Raw genomic sequence first — 20,172 nt, 5'->3', positions numbered from 1 at the left:
CCGCGGGCTCGGGGTGTCGGTGGTGCTCAGGGGTACAGCCCTCGGATGCGGTGGGCCTCGGCGGTGCGCTGCACGCCGATGACGAGCGCGGCGTCGCGCAGCGACAGGCACTCGCGCCTCGCGAGCGCGGAGACGTCCCCGTACGCGGAGGTCATGCGGTGCTCCAGCTTGTCCGCGATCTCCTGCTCCGACCACCAGTACGTCTGGTTCGCCTGCACCCACTCGAAGTAGGAGACGACGACACCGCCGGCGTTGGCGAGCACGTCCGGCACCACCGTGACGCCGTTCTTCGCGAGGACCCGGTCGCCCTCGGTGGTGGTCGGGCCGTTGGCACCCTCGACGACCCAGCGTGCCCGGACGCGCGCGGCCGTGACGTCGTCGAGCACGCCCTCGACCGCGGCGGGCACGAGGACGTCGACGTCGAGGGCGAGCAGCTCGTCGTTCGACAGCGGGTCCGCGCCGTCGAAGCCGACGACGGAGCCGGTCGCGGCGACGTGCGCGAGCAGGCGGCCCATGTCGAGGCCGGCGTCGTTGCGGAGGCCGCCGTACTGGTCGCTCACCGCCACGACGGTGGCGCCGCGGGCCGCGAAGATCGCGGCGGCGTGCGAGCCGACCTTGCCGAAGCCCTGCACCGCGACGGTGACGCCGTCCAGGGGCACGCCGGCCTCGCCCAGGGCGGCGGCGGTGACGTGCACGATGCCGGCGCTGGTGGCGGTGCCGCGCCCGCGGGAGCCGCCCACGGCCAGCGGCTTGCCGGTCACGACGGCGGGGATCGTGTACCCGCGGTTGACGGAGTAGGTGTCCATGACCCAGGCCATGGTCTGCTCGTCGGTGCCCATGTCGGGGGCCATGACGTCGGTGTCCGGGCCGATCATGGGCATGATCTCCGACGTGTACCGCCGGGTGACGCGCTCCAGCTCGGCCGTCGAGTAGTCGCGCGGGTCGATGGCGATGCCGCCCTTGGCGCCGCCGTACGGGAGGTCGACGATGCCGCACTTCCACGTCATCCACATGGCCAGCGCCCGCACCTCGTCGATGTCGACGCCGGGCGCGTACCGCAGCCCGCCCTTGCCGGGGCCGCGGGAGATGTTGTGCTGCACGCGGAAGCCGTGGAACAGGGCCGTCTCGCCGTCGTCGCGGCCGAGCGGCACGGCCACGTGGATCTCGCGGCGCGGGGTGGCGAGCATCTGGTGCTGGCCCTCGTCGTAGCCGAGCACGGCTACGGCGCTGGCGAGCTGGCTGTGCGCGGTGGCGAGCGGGGAGCCGGCGCGGGGGGCGGGACCGGCGGGACCGGCCGGGGTGTCGGGCAGAGCTGTCGAGGTCATCGACGTCGTCGTCGTCACGGGTCCTCCAGGACACGGTGCCGGTGACCCCGGGTGAGGGCCCGGCAGGGGTGGCGCGGCCCGGGATGGTGGGCCTCGGCGCCCACCGTAGCCCCTCTCGCGCCCGCCTCGGCGGGCGAAACCCGAGGGTTGCGGAGCCGTGTCCGAGCGTTGACCCGGCCATGGCGCTGGTTGAGCTTGTCGACACCGGAAGCCTAGGTTTCGACAAGCTCAACCGGCGGACGACGGGCGGCGGACGACGGTGCCGAGGGTCAGCGCGCGAGCCGCCACGCCGTCGGCAGCAGGGCGGCGGCGAGGGCGGCCTTGAGCGCGTCGCCGGGAAGGAAGACGACGGCGCCGGTGAGCAGGGCGGCGCCCAGGGGCATCCCGGTGCTCACGGCCAGCCACGGCACGCCGACCGCGTACACGGCGAGGGTGCCGAGGGCGTAGGTGCCGACGGTGGACAGCACGCGGCGGTCGGCGCCACGACGTGCGAGCGCGCCGACGATCACGCCGGCCAGGAGGAATCCGACGAGGTAGCCGCCGGACGCGCCGGCGACGGACTGCCAGCCCGCCGTCGCACCGGCGAACACCGGCAGGCCGCCGACGCCGGCGGCGAGGTAGACCCCCTGCGCGGCGGCCCCGCGCCACGGGCCGAGGGCGGCGGCGCCCAGCAGCACGGCGAACGTCTGGCCGGTGAGCGGCACCGGCAGCCCGGGCACCGGGATCACGACCTGGGCCGCCAGCGCGGTGAGGGCGGCCACGGCGACGACGAGCACGGCGTCGCGGGCCAGGGCCCCGGGCAGGAGGTCCGCGAGGACGCGGTGCGGGCGGGCGGGGGCGAGGGGGAGGGCGGCTGCGGTCATGACGACGACGCTAGGTGCGCGCGGCCGGGCGGGTCACGCAGGAGTGCCTCCCGAGTCCGGGCGCCTCGTTTGTGCAGGTCGTACACACGGTCAGCCGCGAGCGGCGTGCCGGAGCACGATCGTTGTGGGAATCGTGCACGGCGACCGACGGCGTGTCCGGCATGTCGCGGATGGGCGGGAACGGGAAGCCGGTAGCCTCCGGCGACATGGCTGACAAGGACGTCTCACCTCCCGCCCTCGACCACGGCATCGACCACGGCTCCGAAGGGGAGCGCCCACGCTGGCGCATCGTCGGCCCCGGGCTGGTCGTCGCGGCCACGGGCATCGGCGCCGGCGACCTCGTCGCCACGCTCGTCGCCGGCAGCAAGTTCGGATACACGCTGCTGTGGGCGGCGGTGCTGGGCGTCCTCATCAAGATCGTGCTCGTGGAGGGCGCGGGCCGCTGGTCGCTCGCCACCGGCCGCACGATCTTCGACGGCTGGAAGTCGCTCGGGGCGTGGGCGAGCGTCTACTTCGGCATCTACATCGTGGTGTGGGGCTTCAGCTACGGCGCCGCGGCGATGTCGAGCTCGGCGCTGCCGCTCGTGGCGCTGTTCCCGCAGGTGGACCTCTTCTGGTTCGCGGTCGCGATGGGGCTGATCGGCGCGGCCGTCGTGTGGCTCGGCAAGTACAAGATGTTCGAGTACGTCATCGCCGTGCTCGTGGGCGTCATGTTCGTGACGATCGTGGGCTCCGCGGTGCTCACCGTGCCGAACCTCGGGGAGATCGTCGGCGGCCTCGTGCCGCGCATCCCGGAGGGCTCCATCCTCTACACGCTCAGCCTCGCCGGCGGCGTCGGGGGCACCATCACCCTGGCGGCCTACGGCTACTGGCTCAAGGAGAAGGGCTGGCACTCGCCGCGCTGGATGAAGGTCATGCGGATCGACAACGCCATGGCGTACGTGATCTCCGGCGTGTTCGTCGTCTCGATGCTCGTCGTGGGCGCCGAGCTGCTCTACTCCTCCGGCATCACGGTCGCCGACGGCGAGGGCGGCCTGGTCGACCTGGCCGACGTGCTCGCCGAGCGGTACGGCACCTTCATGGCGCCGCTGTTCCTCGTGGGGTTCTGGGCGTCGTCGTTCTCGTCGGTGCTGGGCGTGTGGAACGGCGTGTCCCTGATGTTCGCCGACTTCGTCGCGACCGCGCGAGGCCTGGCCGAGGACGACCCGCGGCGCAAGGCGGGCGGCAGCTACTACAAGGCGTACATCCTGTGGCTCACGTTCCCGCCGATGCTGCTGCTCCTGCTCGACAAGCCGATCGCCCTCGTCGTGGCGTACGGCGCGCTGGGCTCCCTGTTCATGCCGTTCCTCGCGATCACGCTGCTGATCCTCATGAACTCCTCGCGCGTGCCGGCGCGGTGGCGCAACAAGCCGATCACGAACGTGATCCTGGTGCTGGTGGCGGGGATGTTCGTCGTGCTCGGGGTGCAGCAGCTCGTCGAGGCGCTCGCGCCGGTCTTCGGCTGATCGTCGGTCGAGCCTGTCGAGACCACCTCCTGGGTCTCGACGAGCTCGACCACCGGGGCTCAGCCGGCGGCGCGGGCGCGGCGGCGGAACGACGACGGCGTCTCTCCGGTGAGCCGCGCGAACGTGCGCGTGAACGACGGCTGGTCGTAGAAGCCGGCCGCTGCCGCGACCTCGGCCAGCGGCGTCGTCGTCGAGGTCAGCAGGTGCGCCGCGCGGTCCACGCGGGTGCGCAGCACGAGCTGGCGGGGCGAGAGCCCGAAGACCTTGCGCACCCGGCGGTCCAGCACGGCGGGCGTGCTCCTCGACAGCCTCGCCAGGTCGGCCACCGACAGCGGCTGACCGGGGGAGTCGTCGAGGTGCCGCTCGACGGCGGCGACCAGGCGGGCCATCGCGTCCATGGTCGCGTCGTCGGCGTCGCCCGAGCGAAGGTCCTGCGACACGGAGACGAGGCCGACCACCCGGCCGGCGTCGTCGCGCACGGGCAGCTTCGCGGTGAGGAACCAGCCGGGCGTGCCGCCCACGCGGCGGATGAGCTCGAGCTCGTTGCGCAGCGGCCGGCCGGTGCGCAGCACCTCGGCGTCCTGCGCCTCGTAGCGCTCGGCGAGCTCGGGCACGAAGAGGTCGACCGCGCGCCGGCCCAGCACCTGCCGGCGGGAGCGCTCGTTGGTGCGGCGCACAAACACCTGGTTGACGGCGAGGTAGCGCCCGTCGGCGTCCTTGGCGCAGAACATGACGTCGGACAGCTCGTCCATCAGGGACACCATCACGGGGGAGAGCGCCGCCATGAGGGCGGCGGTGCCCGGCACGTCCGGGGGCGTCCGGGAGGGGTCGCCGACGGCGTCTCCCGGAGTGCCGGTGGTGTTGTCGGAATCTGCGCCCATCGCGCGCCCGATCGTACAAGACGGCCGCCCGCACGAGGGCGCACCCTGGGGGCATGAGTACCTCCGTTCCGGCGCACGGCGGCGCCACCTCCTCCGCCCTGCGCAGCGCCGACACCGGCGCAGGTCCCCTGGGTCAGGACGCGCTGGGCGCCGAAGCCCTCGTCGAGGACGCCGTCGCCCTCGCCCACCACTGGATCGCCGTCGCCTCCGGGTCGTCGGCGCAGGCCGGCGCACAGGCCACGCGGGCCGACCGCAAGACCCGCGCCACCGCCGAGCGGCTCGGCTCGCTCGTCTCCGACCCGGCCGGGCTCGAGCTCGCCGTCGGGTTCGTCGACGACGTCGCCCGCCCGCACGACGTCGGCGTCGCCGCCACCGCGCTCGCGCGCCTCGGCCGGGACGCCGGCTCCGCCACGTTCCTCGGCCCCGTCGACCGCGCGCTGTTCAAGGTGGGCGCGGTCGTCGCCCCCGTGCTGCCGTCCGTCGTCGTGCCCGCCGCGCGGGTGCGGCTGCGCCAGCTCGTCGGCCACCTCGTGGCAGACGCCGGCAAGGGCCTCACGCAGCACCTCGCGCGCACCCGGGCCGAGGGCTACACCCTCAACGTCAACCTGCTCGGCGAGGCCGTGCTGGGCGACGACGAGGCCGCCGCGCGGCTGCAGCGCACCATCGACCTGGTGCGCCGCCCCGACGTCGACTACGTCTCGGTCAAGGTGTCCTCCGTGGCGGCGCAGCTCGTCACGTGGGACCTGGACGGCTCGCGCGAGCGCGTCGTCGAGCACCTGCTGCCCCTGTACCGGGCGGCCCGCGACCACGGCGTGTTCCTCAACCTCGACATGGAGGAGTACAAGGACCTCGCGCTGACCGCCGCGGTCTTCACGCAGGTGCTCGATCGCGACGAGTTCCGCGACCTCGAGGCCGGCATCGTCCTCCAGGCCTACCTGCCCGACGCGATGGGCGCGCTCGACGAGCTCACCGCCTTCGCGCAGGAGCGCGTGGCCGCCGGCGGTGCGCGCATCAAGGTGCGCCTCGTCAAGGGCGCCAACCTGGCGATGGAGCACGTCGAGGCCGAGCTGCACGACTGGGCGCAGGCGCCGTACCCGACCAAGCCCGACGTGGACGCGAACTACGTGCGCATCCTCGACCACCACCTGCGCGCCGACCGCACCGCCGCCGTGCGCCTCGGCGTCGCGTCGCACAACCTCTTCCACGTGGCGCTCGCGGTGCTGCTCGCCCGCGGCCGCGGTGTCACCGAGGGCCTCGACATCGAGATGCTGCAGGGCATGGCCCCCATCGAGGCGCGCCTGGTGCGCGACGAGGTGGCCAAGGACGGCGGCCACGTCGTGCTGTACACCCCGGTGGTGCGCGACGAGGACTTCGACGTCGCGATCTCCTACCTGGTGCGCCGGCTCGAGGAGAACGCGGCCGAGCAGAACTTCCTGCACGCCGCCTTCGCGCCCGCCGCCGGGTCCGCGGGCGTCGAGGCCACGGCGATGGAGCGGCAGGAGCTCGCGTTCCGGGCGTCCGTGACGCACGGCGTGCACTACCAGCCGGTGGACGTCGCGCCCCGCCGCCGCGACCGCTTCTCGCGCCCGTCGGTCGAGCCCGTCGAGTCCACGGGTGTCTCAACCCTTCGACAGGCTCAGGACGGCGCAAGCTCGACCGACGAGTTCCGCAACGCCGTCGACACCGACCCGGCGGTCGCCGGGCACCGCGCGTGGGCGCGCGGCATCACCGGGCCGGACTCCGGGTACGTGCCCGTCCAGGCCCCCGAGGTCACCTCCACCGAGACGATCGACGAGGCCGTCGCGCGCGCCGTCGCCGCGCAGCGTGCCTGGGCCGCCGTCGCGCCCGCGGACCGGGCGCGCGTGCTGCGGGCCGCCGCCCGCGAGCTCGAGTCCCGCCGCACCGACCTCGTCACCGCCATGGTGCACGAGCCGGGCAAGACCGTGGCCGAGGCCGACCCCGAGGTCAGCGAGGCCATCGACTTCGCCAACTACTACGCCGCGTCGGCGGAGGCGCTCGAGCAGGTGGACGGCGCCACGTTCACGCCCGGCGGCGTCACCCTCGTCACGCCGCCGTGGAACTTCCCCGTCGCCATCCCGGCGGGCGGCGCGCTCGCGGCGCTCGCGGCCGGGTCGGCCGTGCTCGCCAAGCCCGCCCCGACGACGCCGCGCTGCTACGAGCTGGCGATCGAGGCCGTGCACGCGGCGCTCGACGAGGCCGCGCCCGAGATCGGGCTCGACCCGCAGCTCGCGCGCGACGTCGTGCAGTTCCTGCGGGTGCCCGACGGCGACCTCGGCAAGCACCTGGTGACGCACCCCGACGTGGCGCGCGTCGTCCTCACCGGCTCCATCGAGACGGCCGAGATGTTCGCGTCCTGGCGGCCGGAGCGTCCCCTGCTCGCGGAGACGTCGGGCAAGAACGCGCTGGTCGTGACGCCGTCGGCGGACCTCGACCTCGCCGTCGCCGACCTCGCGAAGAGCGCGTTCGGTCACGCGGGGCAGAAGTGCTCCGCCGCGTCGCTGGTCATCCTGGTGGGCTCCGTGGGCGACCCGGCCACCGAGACCGGCAAGCGGTTCCGCCGCCAGCTCGTCGACGCCGTGCAGTCGCTCTCGGTGGGGTCGCCCACCGAGCTGTCCACCGTGATGGGGCCGCTCACCGAGCCCGCGCAGGGCAAGCTGCTGCGCGCCCTCACGACGCTCGAGCCGGGGGAGTCGTGGCTGGTGCGACCGCGCCGCCTCGACGACGCCGCCCGCGCCGCGGGGCTCGACGAGGACCGGCTCTGGACGCCGGGCCTGCGTGACGGCGTCGCCCCCGGGTCGTTCTTCCACCTCACCGAGGTGTTCGGCCCGGTGCTCGGCGTGATGACCGCGAAGGACCTGGACGAGGCGATCCGCCTGCAGAACCAGGTGGACTTCGGCCTCACCGCCGGCATCCACTCCCTCGACGACGACGAGATCGCGACCTGGCTCGACCGCGTCGAGGCCGGCAACGTGTACGTCAACCGGCACATCACCGGCGCCATCGTGCAGCGCCAGTCGTTCGGCGGCTGGAAGGCGTCGGCGGTGGGCCCCGGTGCCAAGGCGGGCGGCCCCAACTACGTGGCCGAGCTCGGTGGGTGGGCGGACGCCGACGGCGTGCCGTCGCGGACCACCGACCCCGAGGGCTGGCTCGCCGCGGCGCAGGCGTCGGACGACGCCGCGTGGGCGGCCGAGGTCGGCGTCGGGCACGACAGGTCCGGTCTGCAGGTGGAGGAGAACACCTTCCGCTACCGGCCGATCGACCGCCTCACCGTGCGCGTCGGCGACGGCGCCCTGCCGATCGAGGTACGGCGCGTGCTCGCCGCGGCGAAGCGGGCCGGCGTGCCCGCCGTCGTCGTGCCGGACACCGACTCGGGCTGGGGCGTGCCGCACGAGGCGCCGATGTCCCACGAGGACTTCGCCGCCGCCGTCGCTGCGGGCCGGGTCACCGGCCGCGTCCGCGTGATCGGCGGTGCGCCGGGACTGCACGAGGCCGCGGCGACGTGTCTCGGCACCGTGACGGTCCTCGACGCGCCGGTCGTGGTCAGCGGCCGCCGCGAGCTGCTCGCCGTCGTGCGCGAGCAGGCCGTCAGCCGCACCCGGCACCGGTACGGGCACGTGCACGCCTGACGCGACCCTGCCGCAGGCCCGTGCCGTCTCCAGGTGCCCGCCGTGCCGACCCCGGGGGCCCGTGGCACGATCGCGGCCATGACGGTCGCGTTCGTGCTGGGCGGGGGCGGCGTGCGCGGTGCCGTGCACGTGGGCATGCTGCAGGCGCTCTTCGAGGCGGGCGTGGCGCCCGACCTGGTGGTCGGCACGTCGATCGGCGCGATCAACGGCGCCGCGGTGGCCGCCGAGCCGAGCACCGCCGTCGTCGACCGTCTCGCCGCGGCCTGGGCGTCCCCGACGGCGAACGAGGTCTACGGCGAGCCGTGGTATCGGCAGCTGACCCGGCTCGCCCGCTCCCGCACCCACCTGTACGACCCGGCGGCGCTGCGCCGACTCATCGCCGGGACCCTGGGTGAGCACGCGTCGTTCGAGGACCTGGCGGTGCCGTTGGTGGTCGCCGCGGCGAGCATCGAGCGGTCGTCGGAGCACTGGTTCGACTCGGGGCCGCTCGTCGAGGCGGTGCTCGCCTCGGCGTCGGTGCCGGGCGCCCTGCCGCCCACGGAGATCGACGGCGAGCACTTCGTCGACGGCGGCATGGTGAACTCCATCCCGCTCGGCGAGGCCGTGCGGCGCGGCGCCACGACGGTCTACGTCCTGCAGGTGGGCCGGGTCGAGGAGCCCCTGACCGTCCCGACCAAGCCGTCCGACGTCGCCCGCGTGAGCTTCGAGATCGCCCGGCGGCACCGCTACTTCCGGGAGCTGGAGGAGGCGCGCCGGGTGGCGACCGTGCACGTGCTGCCCACCGGCGGCGCGCTGCCGGGGGACGCGAAGCTGGGGGCGTTCCGCAAGCTGGACGTGACCCAGCGGCGCATCGCCCAGTCCTACGCCGCGGCGAGCGCGTACCTGTCCGACGCCGCGACCCGCGGCGCCCCCGGCGACACCTCCGACGGCGCCGGCGGCGACGCGTGATCGCGCCCCCGCCCCGCTGGGTGCGACGGCTGGTGCTGGCGCCGCTGGTCGTGCTGCTCGCGGTGCTGCTGGTGCCGACGTCGATCATGCTGGCCCTGGTCGTGGGCGCCGCGCTGACGTGGCTGCTCCCCGGCAGGCTGCGGGTGCTGCGCCTGCTGTGGATGCTGTCGTTCTACGTGCTGTGGGACGCCGCCGCGCTGGTCGTGCTGTTCGCGCTGTGGGTGGCCTCGGGCTTCGGGCTGGCGATGCGCCGGCCGTGGATGCAGCGGGCGCACGTGGCCGTCGCGCGGTGGGCCCTGGCGGCGCTGTTCTGGCAGGTGCGCTGGACGCTGCGGCTGAAGATCGTCGTCGAGGCCCCGACCGGCGCGAGCGTGCCCGACGTCCCCGTCCTCGTGCTCAGCCGGCACGCTGGTCCGGGCGACTCGTTCATCCTGGTCGACACGCTGCTGGGCCGCGGGCACCGGACCCCGGCCGTCGTCCTCAAGGACACGCTGCAGTGGGACCCGGCGATCGACGTGCTCCTCAACCGCCTGCCCGCAGCCTTCGTGACGCCGTTGTCGCGCCGCAAGCGGGGGCAGCCCGGCGCCACCGAGACGATCGCGCGGATCTCGGCCGGCCTGGGGCCCGACGGCGCGCTCGTGCTGTTCCCGGAAGGGGGCAACGTGACGCCGAGGCGCCGGGCCCGGCGGATCGCGGCGCTGCGGGCCCGCGGCAAGGACGTGCTCGCCGACCGGGCCGAGCGCATGCCGCACGTCATGGCGCCGCACGCGGGCGGGTTCCTGTCCGCGCTCGAGGTCGTCTCGCCCGACGCGGTCGTGCTCGTCGTCGCGCACAGCGGCCTCGAGCGGCTCGTCACCGCGCGCGACATCTGGCGCGAGCTGCCCATGGACAAGGAGATCGTGCTCGGCGGGGAGCTCACCCGGGTCGCCGACCTGCCCACCGACGCGGAGGGCCGCGAGCTGTGGCTCTTCGACCAGTGGGAGCGCGTGGACGCCTGGATCTCGGAGCGCGACGTCGACCGTCCGGTCGTGCGGGCACCCCGGGACCGCTCGCACTGAACGCCCCGTTCACCGATGTCGTAGCGTCGGGTAGGGTCTCCCAGCCGCCGCGTCCCGGTGGTATGGACCACCCAGTAAGGAGCACCACCGTGCAGCTCATGCGGAGGCGCTCGATCGAAGCGACGATCGCAGCGTCCGACGAGCCTCAGCGCCAGCTCAAGCGCACCCTCGGTGCCGGGGACCTCATGGTCCTGGGCATCTCCGTCGTCATCGGCGCCGGCATCTTCTCCAAGGCCGCCCAGGTCTCGGCGACGCAGACGGGACCCTCCGTCGTCGTCTCGTTCGTCATCGCCGGGATCGTCTGCGCGCTGGCCGCGCTCTGCTACGCCGAGTTCGCCTCGTACATGCCCGTGGCCGGGTCCGCGTACACGTTCTCGTACGCGTCGATGGGCGAGCTGCTCGCCTGGATCATCGGCTGGGACCTCATCCTCGAGATGTTCTTCGCCGCGTCGGTGGTCGCGAAGGCGTGGGGCCTGTACTTCGACAACTTCCTCCACGTGTTCGGCCTGGGCGGCGTGGACTCCGACGGTGTCCCGTCGGGCATCCACAACACGGTGCAGCTCGGCGGGGTCTCCTTCGACTGGGGCACCGCGATCCTCATCGCCGTGCTCGCGACGCTGCTCGCCGCCGGGACCAAGCTCTCGACACGCGTCACCGGCGTCCTGACGGCCGTCAAGGTCGCCATCGTGCTGCTCATCATCGTGGTGGGCTTCGCGTTCTTCAGCGCGTCGAACCTCAGCCCGTTCGTGCCCAGCCCGGAGTCGTTCGGCGAGTCCACGACGCACGGCACCACGATGACGCAGACCCTCTTCTCCTGGATGGCCGGCGCCGAGCTCTCGGTGGGCGGCGTCATGGGCATCCTCGCGGGCGCCGGCACGGTGTTCTTCGCGTTCATCGGGTTCGACGTCGTCGCCACGGCGGCCGAGGAGACCAAGAACCCCCGCCGGAACGTCCCGCGCGGCATCCTCGGCGGCCTGGCCATCTGCACCGGCCTCTACATCGCGGTGTCGATCGCGCTGTCCGGCATGGCCACCCCGCAGCAGCTGCGCGACGCCACGCCCGACGGCGGCGCGTCCGCGACGATCATCACCGCGTTCCAGCTGCAGCCGAACGCCCCGGCGTGGGCCACCCAGGTCATCACCGTCGGCATCCTCGTGGGCCTGACCACCGTGGTCATGGTGCTCATGCTCGGCCTGACCCGCATCGTCTTCGCGATGAGCCGCGACGGCCTGCTGCCCCGCGGCATGTCGAAGACGTCGGAGAAGCGCGGCACCCCGGTGATGATCCAGGTCGGCACGGCCGTGCTCCTGGTGATCGTCACCTGCTTCTTCTCCGTCGACGTGCTCGGCAACATGGTGAACATCGGGACCCTGTCCGCGTTCGTGCTGGTGAGCTTCGGCATCCCGATCCTGCGCCGGCGCCAGCTCAAGGCGGGCGGCGGCGAGGCCAAGGCCGACCACTTCAAGGTCCCGTGGTCGCCGGCGCTGCCGATCATCTCGGGCGTGCTGTGCCTGTGGCTGATGCTCCAGCTCGACGTCGAGACCTGGCTGCGGTTCCTCGTGTGGCTCGCCCTCGGGTTCGCGATCTACTTCGGCTACAGCTACCGCAGCTCGCAGCTGGGCAAGAACCCGGACCAGCTCGCCGCCGACTACCGCGAGGCCCTGCAGACGGCCGTCGGCGTGGACGACGACACCCCTCGTCGCGACCGCGACTGATCTCGGCCCGGCCGGTGACCGCACCCGAGTCCGGGGCGGTCACCGGCAGGGTGACGTCGCCGCCGCGTCAGCGGATCGTCGACGTCCGGTAGCTCGTGACCGACCTGGTCGCGTACCCGGTCCGGGAACCGACCACCGTGACGGTCAGGTGCTTGCCCCGCGCCCGCGCGGGGACGACGAACCGCTTGCTCTCCCGCGTCGCGATCCTGACGCCGTCCGCCTTCCACACGTAGGTCACCGACGACGGCGCCGGCGACCACGTCCCGCGGCTGACGGTCAGCGTCCTCCCGACCCGCTTCGTCCCCGTGATCGTCGGCCGCGACGCCGTGAAGGTCCCCCGCACGACGGTCGCGGTCGCGGCGCTCGTCACCGACCTCGTGGTGTAGCCGGCACGCGACCCGGTCACCGTGACCGTCAGCCGCTTGCCCCGCGCGGAGGCGGGCACCACGAACGTGCTCGACGTCCGCGTCGAGATCGTCGTCCCGTTCGCCTTCCACACGTACTTCACCGACGACGGCGCCGGGGACCACGTGCCGCGGCTCACCGTCAGCGTCCTGCCGACCTTGGCGGTGCCCTTCACCGTCGGTCGCGGTGCCGCGAACGTGCCCGGCACGACGGCGGCCGTGGGGGCGCTGGTCACCGACTTCGTCGGGTAGCCCGCGCGCGTACCGGTGACGCGCACGGTGATCCGCTTGCCCACGGCCGAGGCCGGGACCTTGAGCGTCGACGCCGTCGCGCCCGCGATCGTCACTCCGCCCGCCTGCCAGGAGTACGCCACGGTCGACGGAGACGGCGACCAGGTACCGAGCGCGGTGGTGAGCGTGGACCCCACCCGGGCGGTGCCGACGACCGAGGGCGTCGGGGCGACGAAGGCCCTCGCGATGTGCGACCAGGAGACAGGGTCCGCCTCGCTGGGGGAGTGCCAGGCCGATCCCGAGTAGCGCGCGCCGACCGCGAGCACGCCGAGGGGCAGTGCCGCGGCGTCGAGCCGGAACGAGGTGTCGCCCAGTCCTTCGGTGGTCTGCGTGGCGACGTCGGTCCCGTCGACGCTCAGCACGACCTGGGCGGGCCGGCCGAGCTCCTCGCCCGGTCCGTGCACGGCGACGTCGACCTGGACCTTGCCTGCCGCGACGTCCTCCGTCACGCCGGTGACGGTGGTCGTCGTCTCCGCCCGGCGGATGGTGAACTGCAGCGGCGAGGTCTCCGACACGAGCGTCGGCCCCGCGTCGGCCGAGGTGGCGTCGGCCGGCCGCGTACCCTCCCAGCGCACCACCACCTCGTGGTCGCCCGGCGCGAGCCCGAAGGTGTGCGCCGACCCGCTGAGCTCGAGCGACGACGTGGTCGAGCAGCCTTGTGCCACGGGGCCGAGGTCCGTGCCGTCCGTCAGCTCAGCGACCATCGACCCGCACTCGACGGCTGATCCGTCGAGCGTCTCGACGCGCGCCTCGACGTCGATCTGGTTCTCGTAGTGAACGGTCTCGTCGACCAAGGTCGCCGCGATCCTCGTCGCCGACGGCGGGCGGACGGTGACGGGACGGACCACCGGGTCTGACGAGGCCGCCGCGTAGTCCGCGACGTACCGGACCTCGAGCTCGTGCGGGCCGGGCGCCAGGCCCGACACGTCGAGCGAACGATCGGAGCCGTACCCGGTGGTGGACAGGCGCCCGCCGGTGACCCGGTCGACGACCTGGATCGTCCCGGACACGGCAGGGGTCCCGTCGACCGTGCCGACCGTGGTGACGAACGGGACGAAGTCGGTCCCCGTCCGCCACGACTCCGGGCCTTCCACGCCGACCGTCGTACGGGACGGCTCGGGCACCGTGAACGGCCGCTGCACCTCGGCGCCACGGAACGGCGGCCCGTCGAAGCGGACCTCCAGGGTCCGGGCCCCGGGCCAGGTCATCCGCAGCTCCTTCTCGGCGTGCCCCGTACGGTCCAGAGGAAGGTAGTGCTCGGCGTGGAACCCGCCGTCGGCGTCGCGGTACCCGACGCTGGCGGTGCCGCGCGGCGTGACCCCGCTCGACGACGTGACGTCGATGCTGACGGTCGCCGAGGTATCCATGTGCCACGGGTCCGGAACACCCGTCACCGTGATCTCGGTCGGCAGCAGGGGCGCGTCCATGAGCAGCCAGGTCGCCGTCTCGCCGCTCGCCATGGCCCGGTAGGCCCCGTGTGCGTCGGGCACCGCGGGCACGGCCCGTCCGCCGCCCCAGGTGAGCAGCGAGCCGTCGTCGAGCAGGGCCGCCCCGCCGGGCTCGCCGGAGCCGGTGGGCAGGCTGACCTTGCTCGAGGACAGTGCGACGACGGAACGACCGGTCGGCACGACCGGCGGCGTCGGCGCCTCACCGAACGGCACGACCGTGCCGTCGCTGCGGGCCGCGTACCCGTACCGGCGCGCGGTGTCGACCCCGACGAACCGGGTGCCGGCCGCGGGGTTCGTCACCCGGGCCTTCGTGTCGATGCCCTGCAGGCACGAGACCACGGCGCCGTCGGACCGCACGGCCATCCAGCTCACGTTCGTGACGTTGACCGCCTCGTACGCGGTCCCCGTCGGCGGCACGAGCGCCTCGGGGCAGGGCACCGCGATCGACGTCCGCTGCCGCTCGGCTACCAGGGCGCCGTCGGACCGCACGGCCATCGTGATCGTCGTGCCGGAGTCGATCGAGAGGTATCGCATCCCGGCCGGGGGGCCGGTGAACGTCGGCGTCGAGGACGAGCTCCTCCCCGTCCCGACGATCGACCCGTCCGAGCGGAGCAGCGCCGCGGAGGGCTGGCCCATCCCCGAGATGAGCGAGACGCCGGTGTAGCGCAGCCCCGCGGGCAGCTCCGGGATCGGGAGCGGGCCCCAATGCTCGTCGAGCGGGACGGCGGTGACCTGCCCGTCGCTGCGCAGCGCGAGCAGCGAGCTGCCGTCCGCGTCGATCCCGGTGTGCTGCACCCCGTCCGGCAGTTCCCACGGCCGCGACCCGTCAGGTTGCGCGAGCCCCCAGCCGTTGTCCCACGGCACGAGTCGGCCGCCCTGCGCCGCGGGGGTCCCCTCCTGGACGAAGCCCGACGAGACCGCGGCCACGGTGTCGGCACTCGCTGCCGGCGCGACCTGAGCGGGCACCGCACCCGCGGAAGTCGTGGCGAACCCGAGCACGAGCCCGGTCGCGACGAGCGACGCGCACGTCCGCCGGGCGGCAGGAACGAGCCGTCGGAGAGCTGAGGTCGACATCGAACGCTCCAGCTGGAAGGGCGCAGGTCCGTGCGCCAGGACGACAGGTCGCGTGGACTGTATCGGTCGCAACGCCACGATTACGCCGAAATCAGCACCGGTCGCCCTTTTCACCCGGTGCGTCTGGGTGGCCGCTTCCTGGTCTCCTTCAACGCCGGACGCCGCGAGCGCCGCGCCACGAAGGTCCTCGACCCCCTGGCGGCCTGGTCACGGCGCGCTGGCGCCGGGCGCCCAGCACGGTAGCGACGGCTAGGCCGACTCGCCCTCGATCAGGCGCGGCACGAAGATCTGCGGCTCGGCGGGCACGTCGGCCCCGCTGAGCACGTCGAGCAGCGTGGACGTCGCGGAGGTGACCATCTCGACGACGGGCTGCAGCACGGTCGTCAGCCGCGGCGTCGTCCGCTCGGCGCCGAGGGCGTCGAAGCCGACCACGGCGACGTCGTCGGGCACCTGCCGGCCGGCCTCGCGCAGCACCTGCAGGGCGCCGGTGGCCATGAGGTCCGACGCGGCGAACACGCCGTCGACGTCCGGGTGCTGCGCCAGGATCCGCTCCATCGCGGCAGCGCCCCCGGCGACGGTGAAGTCGCCGTTCTCGACGGCGACGGCCGGCAGGTCCGCGTCCTCGAGCGTGTGCTGCCACGCGTCGTGCCGGTCGACGGCGGCCGTCATGTCGAGCGGGCCCGTGATGGTCGCGATGCGCCGGCAGCCCCGGTCGACGAGCCGCTGGGTGGCCGTGCGGCCGCCCGAGGCGTTGTCGACGTCGACGAAGTGCAGCGACTCCGTGTCGAACGGGCGCCCCACGAACACGGAGGGCAGGTGGGACCGCATCAGCTCGGACTCGAGCTGGTCCTCCTTGTGGTGCGAGGCCACGATGACGCCGTCGACGTGCCCCGACCGCAGGTACCGCGCGATGTGGCCCGGCGGCTCGCCGGGGCGCGCGAGCAGGAGGACGAGCTGGAGCTCCGTGCCCGTCAGGCCCTCGCTGACGCCCCGCAGCACGCCCGCGAGGAACGGGTCGGTGAGGATGCGGGCGTCGGGCTCGGGCACGACCAGCGCGATGGAGTCGGTGCGACGGGTGACCAACGAACGGGCCGCACGGTTCGGGGCGTACCCGAGCCGCGCGACCGCGTCGTCGACGGCGGTCTGCGCCTCGGGCGAGACCCGGTCGCCGCCGTTGATGGCGCGTGAGGCCGTGGACCGTGAGACCCCCGCGGTCCGCGCGACGTCGTCCAGCGTGGGGCTGGCATGCTCGATGACCACCTGCGGAGACTACTCCGCGTCCGTGCCGGTCGAGCCGACGTCACCGGTGGCCGCGCCGTGCGCCGGAACGACGCCCGTGCGGGCGACGTCCGCGTACCAGCGGCCGGAGGACTTCACGGTGCGCTCCTGCGTCGCGTAGTCCACGTGGACCAGGCCGAAGCGCTTGGCGTAGCCGAGCGCCCACTCGAAGTTGTCCATCAGCGACCAGGCGAAGTAGCCGCGCACGTCGGCGCCGGCGTCGATCGCGTCGCGGACGGCGCGCAGGTGCGCGTCGACGAACGCGAGGCGCTCGGGGTCGTCGACGCTCCCGTCGGCCTGCACGACGTCGGGGTACGCGGCGCCGTTCTCGGTGATGAACATCGACGTGCCGCGCGGCCCGGTGTAGTCCTGCTGCAGCCGGGTGAGCAGGCGGGTGAGACCCTCCGGCTGCACCTCCCAGCCCATGTCCGTGGTGGGCAGGCCGCGGCCGTGGTGGTAGATGCCGTCGGGCACCGGGTTGGGGGAACGGGTCGCCCACACCGCCGCGTCGGCGCGCTCGCCGCCGGGGTCGGCCGTGCCCGCGGGCGCCTCGCCGGTCGGCCCCTGCGGCCGGGCCGAGACCGCACCCCCGTTGTAGTAGTTGACGCCGAGCACGTCGATCGGCGTGGAGATCACCTCGAGGTCCCCGTCGTGCACGACGTCGGTGAACCCGAGGTGCGCGACGTCGTCGAGCAGGTCCTGCGGGTACGCGCCGCGCAGGATCGGGTCGAGGAAGAACCGGTTGAACATGCCGTCGTCGCGACGCGCGACGTCGACGTCCGCGGGGTCGGACGGGTCGACGGGGTCGGACACGGTGAAGTTGAGCGTCAGCCCGACCACGGACTCCGGGTCGCGCTCGCGCAGGGCCCGGACGGCGCCGCCGTGGGCCAGCATCAGGTGGTGGGCGGCGGCCAGGCCGTCGGCCGGCGACTTGCGGCCGGGGGCGTGCGCGCCGGCGGTGTAGCCCAGGAAGGCCGAGCACCACGGCTCGTTGAGCGTCGTCCAGACCTTCACCCGGTCGCCGAGGGCCTCCTGCATGGTCACGGCGTAGTCGACGAAGCGGGACGCGGTGTCCCGGTTCGGCCAGCCACCGAGCTCCTCGAGCGCCTGCGGCAGGTCCCAGTGGTAGAGCGTCAGCCAGGGCAGGATGTCCGCGCCGAGCAGCTCGTCGACCAGGCGGGAGTAGAAGTCCAGCCCCTCGGCGTTGACGGTCTTCCCGTCGGGGACGACCCGGGCCCACGACGTCGAGAACCGGTACGTGTCGAGGTTCAGGCGCCGCATGAGCGCCACGTCCTCGCGGTAGCGGTGGTAGTGGTCGTCGGCGACCGACCCGTCGTCGCCGTTCCGCACGGCGCCGGGGACACGGCAGAAGGCGTCCCAGATCGAGTCCTCGCGGCCGCCCTCGGCGGACGCGCCCTCGATCTGGAAGGCGGCCGTCGCGGCGCCCCAGAGGAAGCCGTCGGGGAAGGTGACGGCCCCGGTGGCGTGCGGCGAGCTCGTGAGGGGTGCGGTGGGCGTGAACGGCACGGCCGTGCCGGGGGCCGCCCGGCGCGCGCCGGGGGTGGGGAGGGTCATGGATTCGGATCTTTCCATCGGTGGTGGGCCCACGCAGCCGCACGACGGTGCGGCTGCGCGGGCGAGACGACGAGTCGGGATCAGCCCTTGACGGCGCCGGCCATGATGCCTGCGACGAGCTGCTTGCCGACGAAGGCGAAGATCACCAGCAGCGGCAGCGTCACGAGGAAGATGCCCGCCATCACGAGCGAGTAGTCCACGAAGAAGTTGGCCTGCAGCGACTGCACCACGAGGGGCAGGGTCGGGTTCTCGCTGTTCAGCACGATCGACGGCCAGAAGAAGTTGGTCCACTGCTGCACGAACGTGAACAGGCCCAGCATCGCGGCGGCGGGTCGCGCGGCCGGCAGGGCCACGGACCAGAACGTGCGGATCATCGACGCCCCGTCGACGCGGGCCGCCTCGATGAGCTCGTAGGGCAGGGCCTCGGACAGGTACTGCGTCATCCAGAAGACGCCGAACGCAGTGACGAGGGCGGGAACGATGACCGCCTGCAGCTTGCCGATCCAGTCCAGGTCGGTCATGAGGATGTACATCGGGATGACGCCGAGCTGGGTGGGCACGGCCATCGTGGCGATCACGAACACGAGGAGCGGCCCGCGGCCGCGGAAACGCAGCTTGGCGAACGAGTAGCCGGCGAGCGTGGAGAACAGCACCACCGACGCGGACGTGACCACGGCGATGATCACCGAGTTGGTGAGGGCCTTCCAGAAGTTGATCCGTGAGGAGTTGATCACCTCGGCGAACTGCTGGAAGAGGCCCGCGTCGGGCAACCACTGCGGCACCGCGTTCTTCGCGATCGTGACCGGGTCGGAGGACCCGAGCAGCAGCGTGAAGTACAGCGGGAAGATCGAGATCAGCAGCGCGACCCCGAGAAGCGTGTAGGTGAGCCAGCCGGGACGGCGCTGTGCGCTGCGCGTGGCGCGCGAGCCGCGGTTCCGGCGCTTGGCGGCCGCGCGGGCCGCGCCCGGTCCGGCGGTCTGGGCGGTGACGGCGACGGAGCTCATCGGCGGTCCTCCCGGTCGGTGGTCGAGGTGGTCGGGGGGAAGGTGGGCGGTAGCGGCGGCGTGGAGGTCGTGGCCCCGCTAGCAGGGGCGGTCGAACCGGACGCCTGCGCGACCCGAGCCTCCGCCAGAACGCGACGGGCGTGCCGGCGGCTCACCTTGGCCCCCTTCGGGCCGGAGGTCGCGATCCGCTGCGTGATGAGGAAGTTGACCATGCCGATGACGATGATCAGCAGGAAGAGCAGCAGCGCGACCGCCGACGCACGGCCGAGGTTCTTCTGGTTGCCCCACGCGACGTCGTAGAGGTAGACGACCGTGGTCATCCAGTCCTGGTCGGGTCCGCCGAGGCCCTTCGGGTCGTACATGCGGACCTCGTCGAAGATCTGCAGGCCACCGATGGTCGACGTGATGACGACGAAGATGATCGTGGCGCGGATCTGCGGCACGGTGATGGAGAAGAACTGCCGCGCGCGGCCGGCGCCGTCGATGACGGACGCCTCGTAGAGCTCGCGGGGCACGGCCTGCATGGCGGCGAGGAAGATCAGCGCGTTGTAGCCGGTCCAGCGGAAGTTCACCATGCTGGCGATGGCGACATGGCTGGCGACGCGGTCGGTGTGCCAGCCGATCGGGTCGACGCCGACGAACCCGAGCAGCTCGTTGATGAGGCCGTAGTCGTCGGCGAACAGTCGGCCGAAGATCATGGAGACCGCGACCGGCGCGACGACGTAGGGGATCAGCACGCCCATCCGCCAGAAGGTGGCGGCGCGCAGGTTCTGGTCGAGCAGCGCCGCGATCGTGATCGCGAGGATCACCTGCGGGACGCTCGAGAAGACGAAGATCGAGAACGTGTTGACCAGGGACTTCCAGAACAGCGGCTGTGCCAGCACGGCGGCGTAGTTCTGCAGCCCCGTGAACTCGCCCTGGCCGCCGAGCAGGCTCCACTCGTGCAGGGACACGAACGCCGTGTACGCGAGCGGGAACAGGCCGGTGAGCGCGAAGAGCAGGAAGAACGGCGAGATGTACAGGTACGGGGAGACCTTCACGTCCCAGCGGCCGAGGCGCTGGGAGAGACCGACGCGTCGGGGAGGACGGGCGCCGGGGGCACCGTGTCGGTGCGTGGGCTGGGTGGGGGAGAGGACGGCCATCTGCTGCTTCCTGT

The 20,172-nt window shown here is 73.2% G+C and carries 13 protein-coding genes; 5 read left to right on the top strand and 8 right to left on the bottom strand.

Annotation, left to right across the window (positions count from 1 at the left end):
- Positions 1-26: 26 nt before the first annotated feature.
- Positions 27-1,325, bottom strand: coding sequence for a Glu/Leu/Phe/Val family dehydrogenase (locus B5Y66_RS22105; RefSeq protein WP_139820668.1), 1,299 nt, complete (start codon positions 1,323-1,325; stop codon positions 27-29).
- A 269-nt stretch (positions 1,326-1,594) separates the two neighbouring features.
- Positions 1,595-2,188, bottom strand: a complete 594-nt coding sequence (locus B5Y66_RS01450) for a biotin transporter BioY (RefSeq protein ID WP_079570021.1) — start codon at positions 2,186-2,188, stop codon at positions 1,595-1,597.
- 206 nt (positions 2,189-2,394) lie between these two features.
- Between B5Y66_RS01450 and B5Y66_RS01445 the strand changes: the two genes are divergently transcribed.
- Positions 2,395-3,693, top strand: a complete 1,299-nt coding sequence (locus tag B5Y66_RS01445) for an Nramp family divalent metal transporter (RefSeq protein WP_079571619.1) — start codon at positions 2,395-2,397, stop codon at positions 3,691-3,693.
- Between the two features lie 59 nt (positions 3,694-3,752).
- Here the strand turns inward: B5Y66_RS01445 and B5Y66_RS01440 are convergent, their stop codons facing one another.
- The gene (locus B5Y66_RS01440) at positions 3,753-4,574 is read right to left on the bottom strand and encodes a helix-turn-helix domain-containing protein (RefSeq protein WP_245806851.1); all 822 of its coding nucleotides are present in this window, start codon (positions 4,572-4,574) and stop codon (positions 3,753-3,755) included.
- A gap of 53 nt (positions 4,575-4,627) precedes the next feature.
- Here B5Y66_RS01440 and B5Y66_RS01435 point away from each other — a divergent pair, with 53 nt between their 5' ends.
- From B5Y66_RS01435 to B5Y66_RS01420, 4 genes are all read left to right on the top strand, one after another.
- The gene (locus B5Y66_RS01435) at positions 4,628-8,221 is read left to right on the top strand and encodes a proline dehydrogenase family protein (RefSeq protein ID WP_079570018.1); all 3,594 of its coding nucleotides are present in this window, start codon (positions 4,628-4,630) and stop codon (positions 8,219-8,221) included.
- A 78-nt stretch (positions 8,222-8,299) separates the two neighbouring features.
- Complete coding sequence (locus B5Y66_RS01430) at positions 8,300-9,169, top strand: patatin-like phospholipase family protein (RefSeq protein ID WP_079570015.1); 870 nt, start codon at positions 8,300-8,302, stop codon at positions 9,167-9,169.
- Positions 9,166-10,227, top strand: coding sequence for a 1-acyl-sn-glycerol-3-phosphate acyltransferase (locus tag B5Y66_RS01425; RefSeq protein WP_245806850.1), 1,062 nt, complete (start codon positions 9,166-9,168; stop codon positions 10,225-10,227). The genes B5Y66_RS01430 and B5Y66_RS01425 overlap by 4 nt, the downstream gene beginning before the upstream one ends.
- Positions 10,228-10,325: 98 nt before the next feature.
- Complete coding sequence (locus B5Y66_RS01420) at positions 10,326-11,942, top strand: APC family permease (RefSeq protein ID WP_245806928.1); 1,617 nt, start codon at positions 10,326-10,328, stop codon at positions 11,940-11,942.
- A gap of 67 nt (positions 11,943-12,009) precedes the next feature.
- Here B5Y66_RS01420 and B5Y66_RS01415 read toward each other — a convergent pair whose 3' ends face one another.
- The 5 genes from B5Y66_RS01415 to B5Y66_RS01395 form a co-directional block, all read right to left on the bottom strand.
- Positions 12,010-15,159: a hypothetical protein gene (locus B5Y66_RS01415; protein ID WP_139820667.1), complete on the bottom strand. Its 3,150-nt coding sequence runs from the start codon at positions 15,157-15,159 to the stop codon at positions 12,010-12,012.
- Positions 15,160-15,408: 249 nt separating this feature from the next.
- Positions 15,409-16,419, bottom strand: coding sequence for a LacI family DNA-binding transcriptional regulator (locus B5Y66_RS01410; RefSeq protein WP_079570006.1), 1,011 nt, complete (start codon positions 16,417-16,419; stop codon positions 15,409-15,411).
- A 9-nt stretch (positions 16,420-16,428) separates the two neighbouring features.
- The gene (locus tag B5Y66_RS01405) at positions 16,429-18,012 is read right to left on the bottom strand and encodes a glycoside hydrolase family 1 protein (RefSeq protein ID WP_079570003.1); all 1,584 of its coding nucleotides are present in this window, start codon (positions 18,010-18,012) and stop codon (positions 16,429-16,431) included.
- Between the two features lie 80 nt (positions 18,013-18,092).
- Positions 18,093-19,016: a carbohydrate ABC transporter permease gene (locus B5Y66_RS01400; protein WP_079570001.1), complete on the bottom strand. Its 924-nt coding sequence runs from the start codon at positions 19,014-19,016 to the stop codon at positions 18,093-18,095.
- On the bottom strand, positions 19,013-20,158 hold the full coding sequence (locus B5Y66_RS01395) for a carbohydrate ABC transporter permease (RefSeq protein ID WP_079569998.1): 1,146 nt from the start codon (positions 20,156-20,158) through the stop codon (positions 19,013-19,015). Before B5Y66_RS01395 ends, B5Y66_RS01400 begins: the two co-directional genes overlap by 4 nt.
- Positions 20,159-20,172: the final 14 nt, after the last annotated feature.

The sequence above is a fragment of the Krasilnikoviella flava genome (assembly GCF_900167525.1).
In the GTDB taxonomy this organism is placed as follows: Bacteria; Actinomycetota; Actinomycetes; order Actinomycetales; family Cellulomonadaceae; genus Isoptericola; species Isoptericola flavus.
This window is presented reverse-complemented; position numbering and strand designations above follow the sequence as displayed.

Excerpts from the sequence above, each read along its gene's own strand:
- B5Y66_RS22105 (WP_139820668.1), bottom strand. The coding sequence starts at position 1,325 with ATGACCTCGACAGCTCTGCCCGACACCCCGGCCGGTCCCGCCGGTCCC.
- B5Y66_RS01450 (WP_079570021.1), bottom strand. The coding sequence starts at position 2,188 with ATGACCGCAGCCGCCCTCCCCCTCGCCCCCGCCCGCCCGCACCGCGTC.
- B5Y66_RS01445 (WP_079571619.1), top strand. The coding sequence starts at position 2,395 with ATGGCTGACAAGGACGTCTCACCTCCCGCCCTCGACCACGGCATCGAC.
- B5Y66_RS01440 (WP_245806851.1), bottom strand. The coding sequence starts at position 4,574 with ATGGGCGCAGATTCCGACAACACCACCGGCACTCCGGGAGACGCCGTC.
- B5Y66_RS01435 (WP_079570018.1), top strand. The coding sequence starts at position 4,628 with ATGAGTACCTCCGTTCCGGCGCACGGCGGCGCCACCTCCTCCGCCCTG.
- B5Y66_RS01430 (WP_079570015.1), top strand. The coding sequence starts at position 8,300 with ATGACGGTCGCGTTCGTGCTGGGCGGGGGCGGCGTGCGCGGTGCCGTG.
- B5Y66_RS01420 (WP_245806928.1), top strand. The coding sequence starts at position 10,326 with ATGCGGAGGCGCTCGATCGAAGCGACGATCGCAGCGTCCGACGAGCCT.
- B5Y66_RS01415 (WP_139820667.1), bottom strand. The coding sequence starts at position 15,159 with ATGTCGACCTCAGCTCTCCGACGGCTCGTTCCTGCCGCCCGGCGGACG.
- B5Y66_RS01405 (WP_079570003.1), bottom strand. The coding sequence starts at position 18,012 with ATGACCCTCCCCACCCCCGGCGCGCGCCGGGCGGCCCCCGGCACGGCC.
- B5Y66_RS01400 (WP_079570001.1), bottom strand. The coding sequence starts at position 19,016 with ATGAGCTCCGTCGCCGTCACCGCCCAGACCGCCGGACCGGGCGCGGCC.
- B5Y66_RS01395 (WP_079569998.1), bottom strand. The coding sequence starts at position 20,158 with ATGGCCGTCCTCTCCCCCACCCAGCCCACGCACCGACACGGTGCCCCC.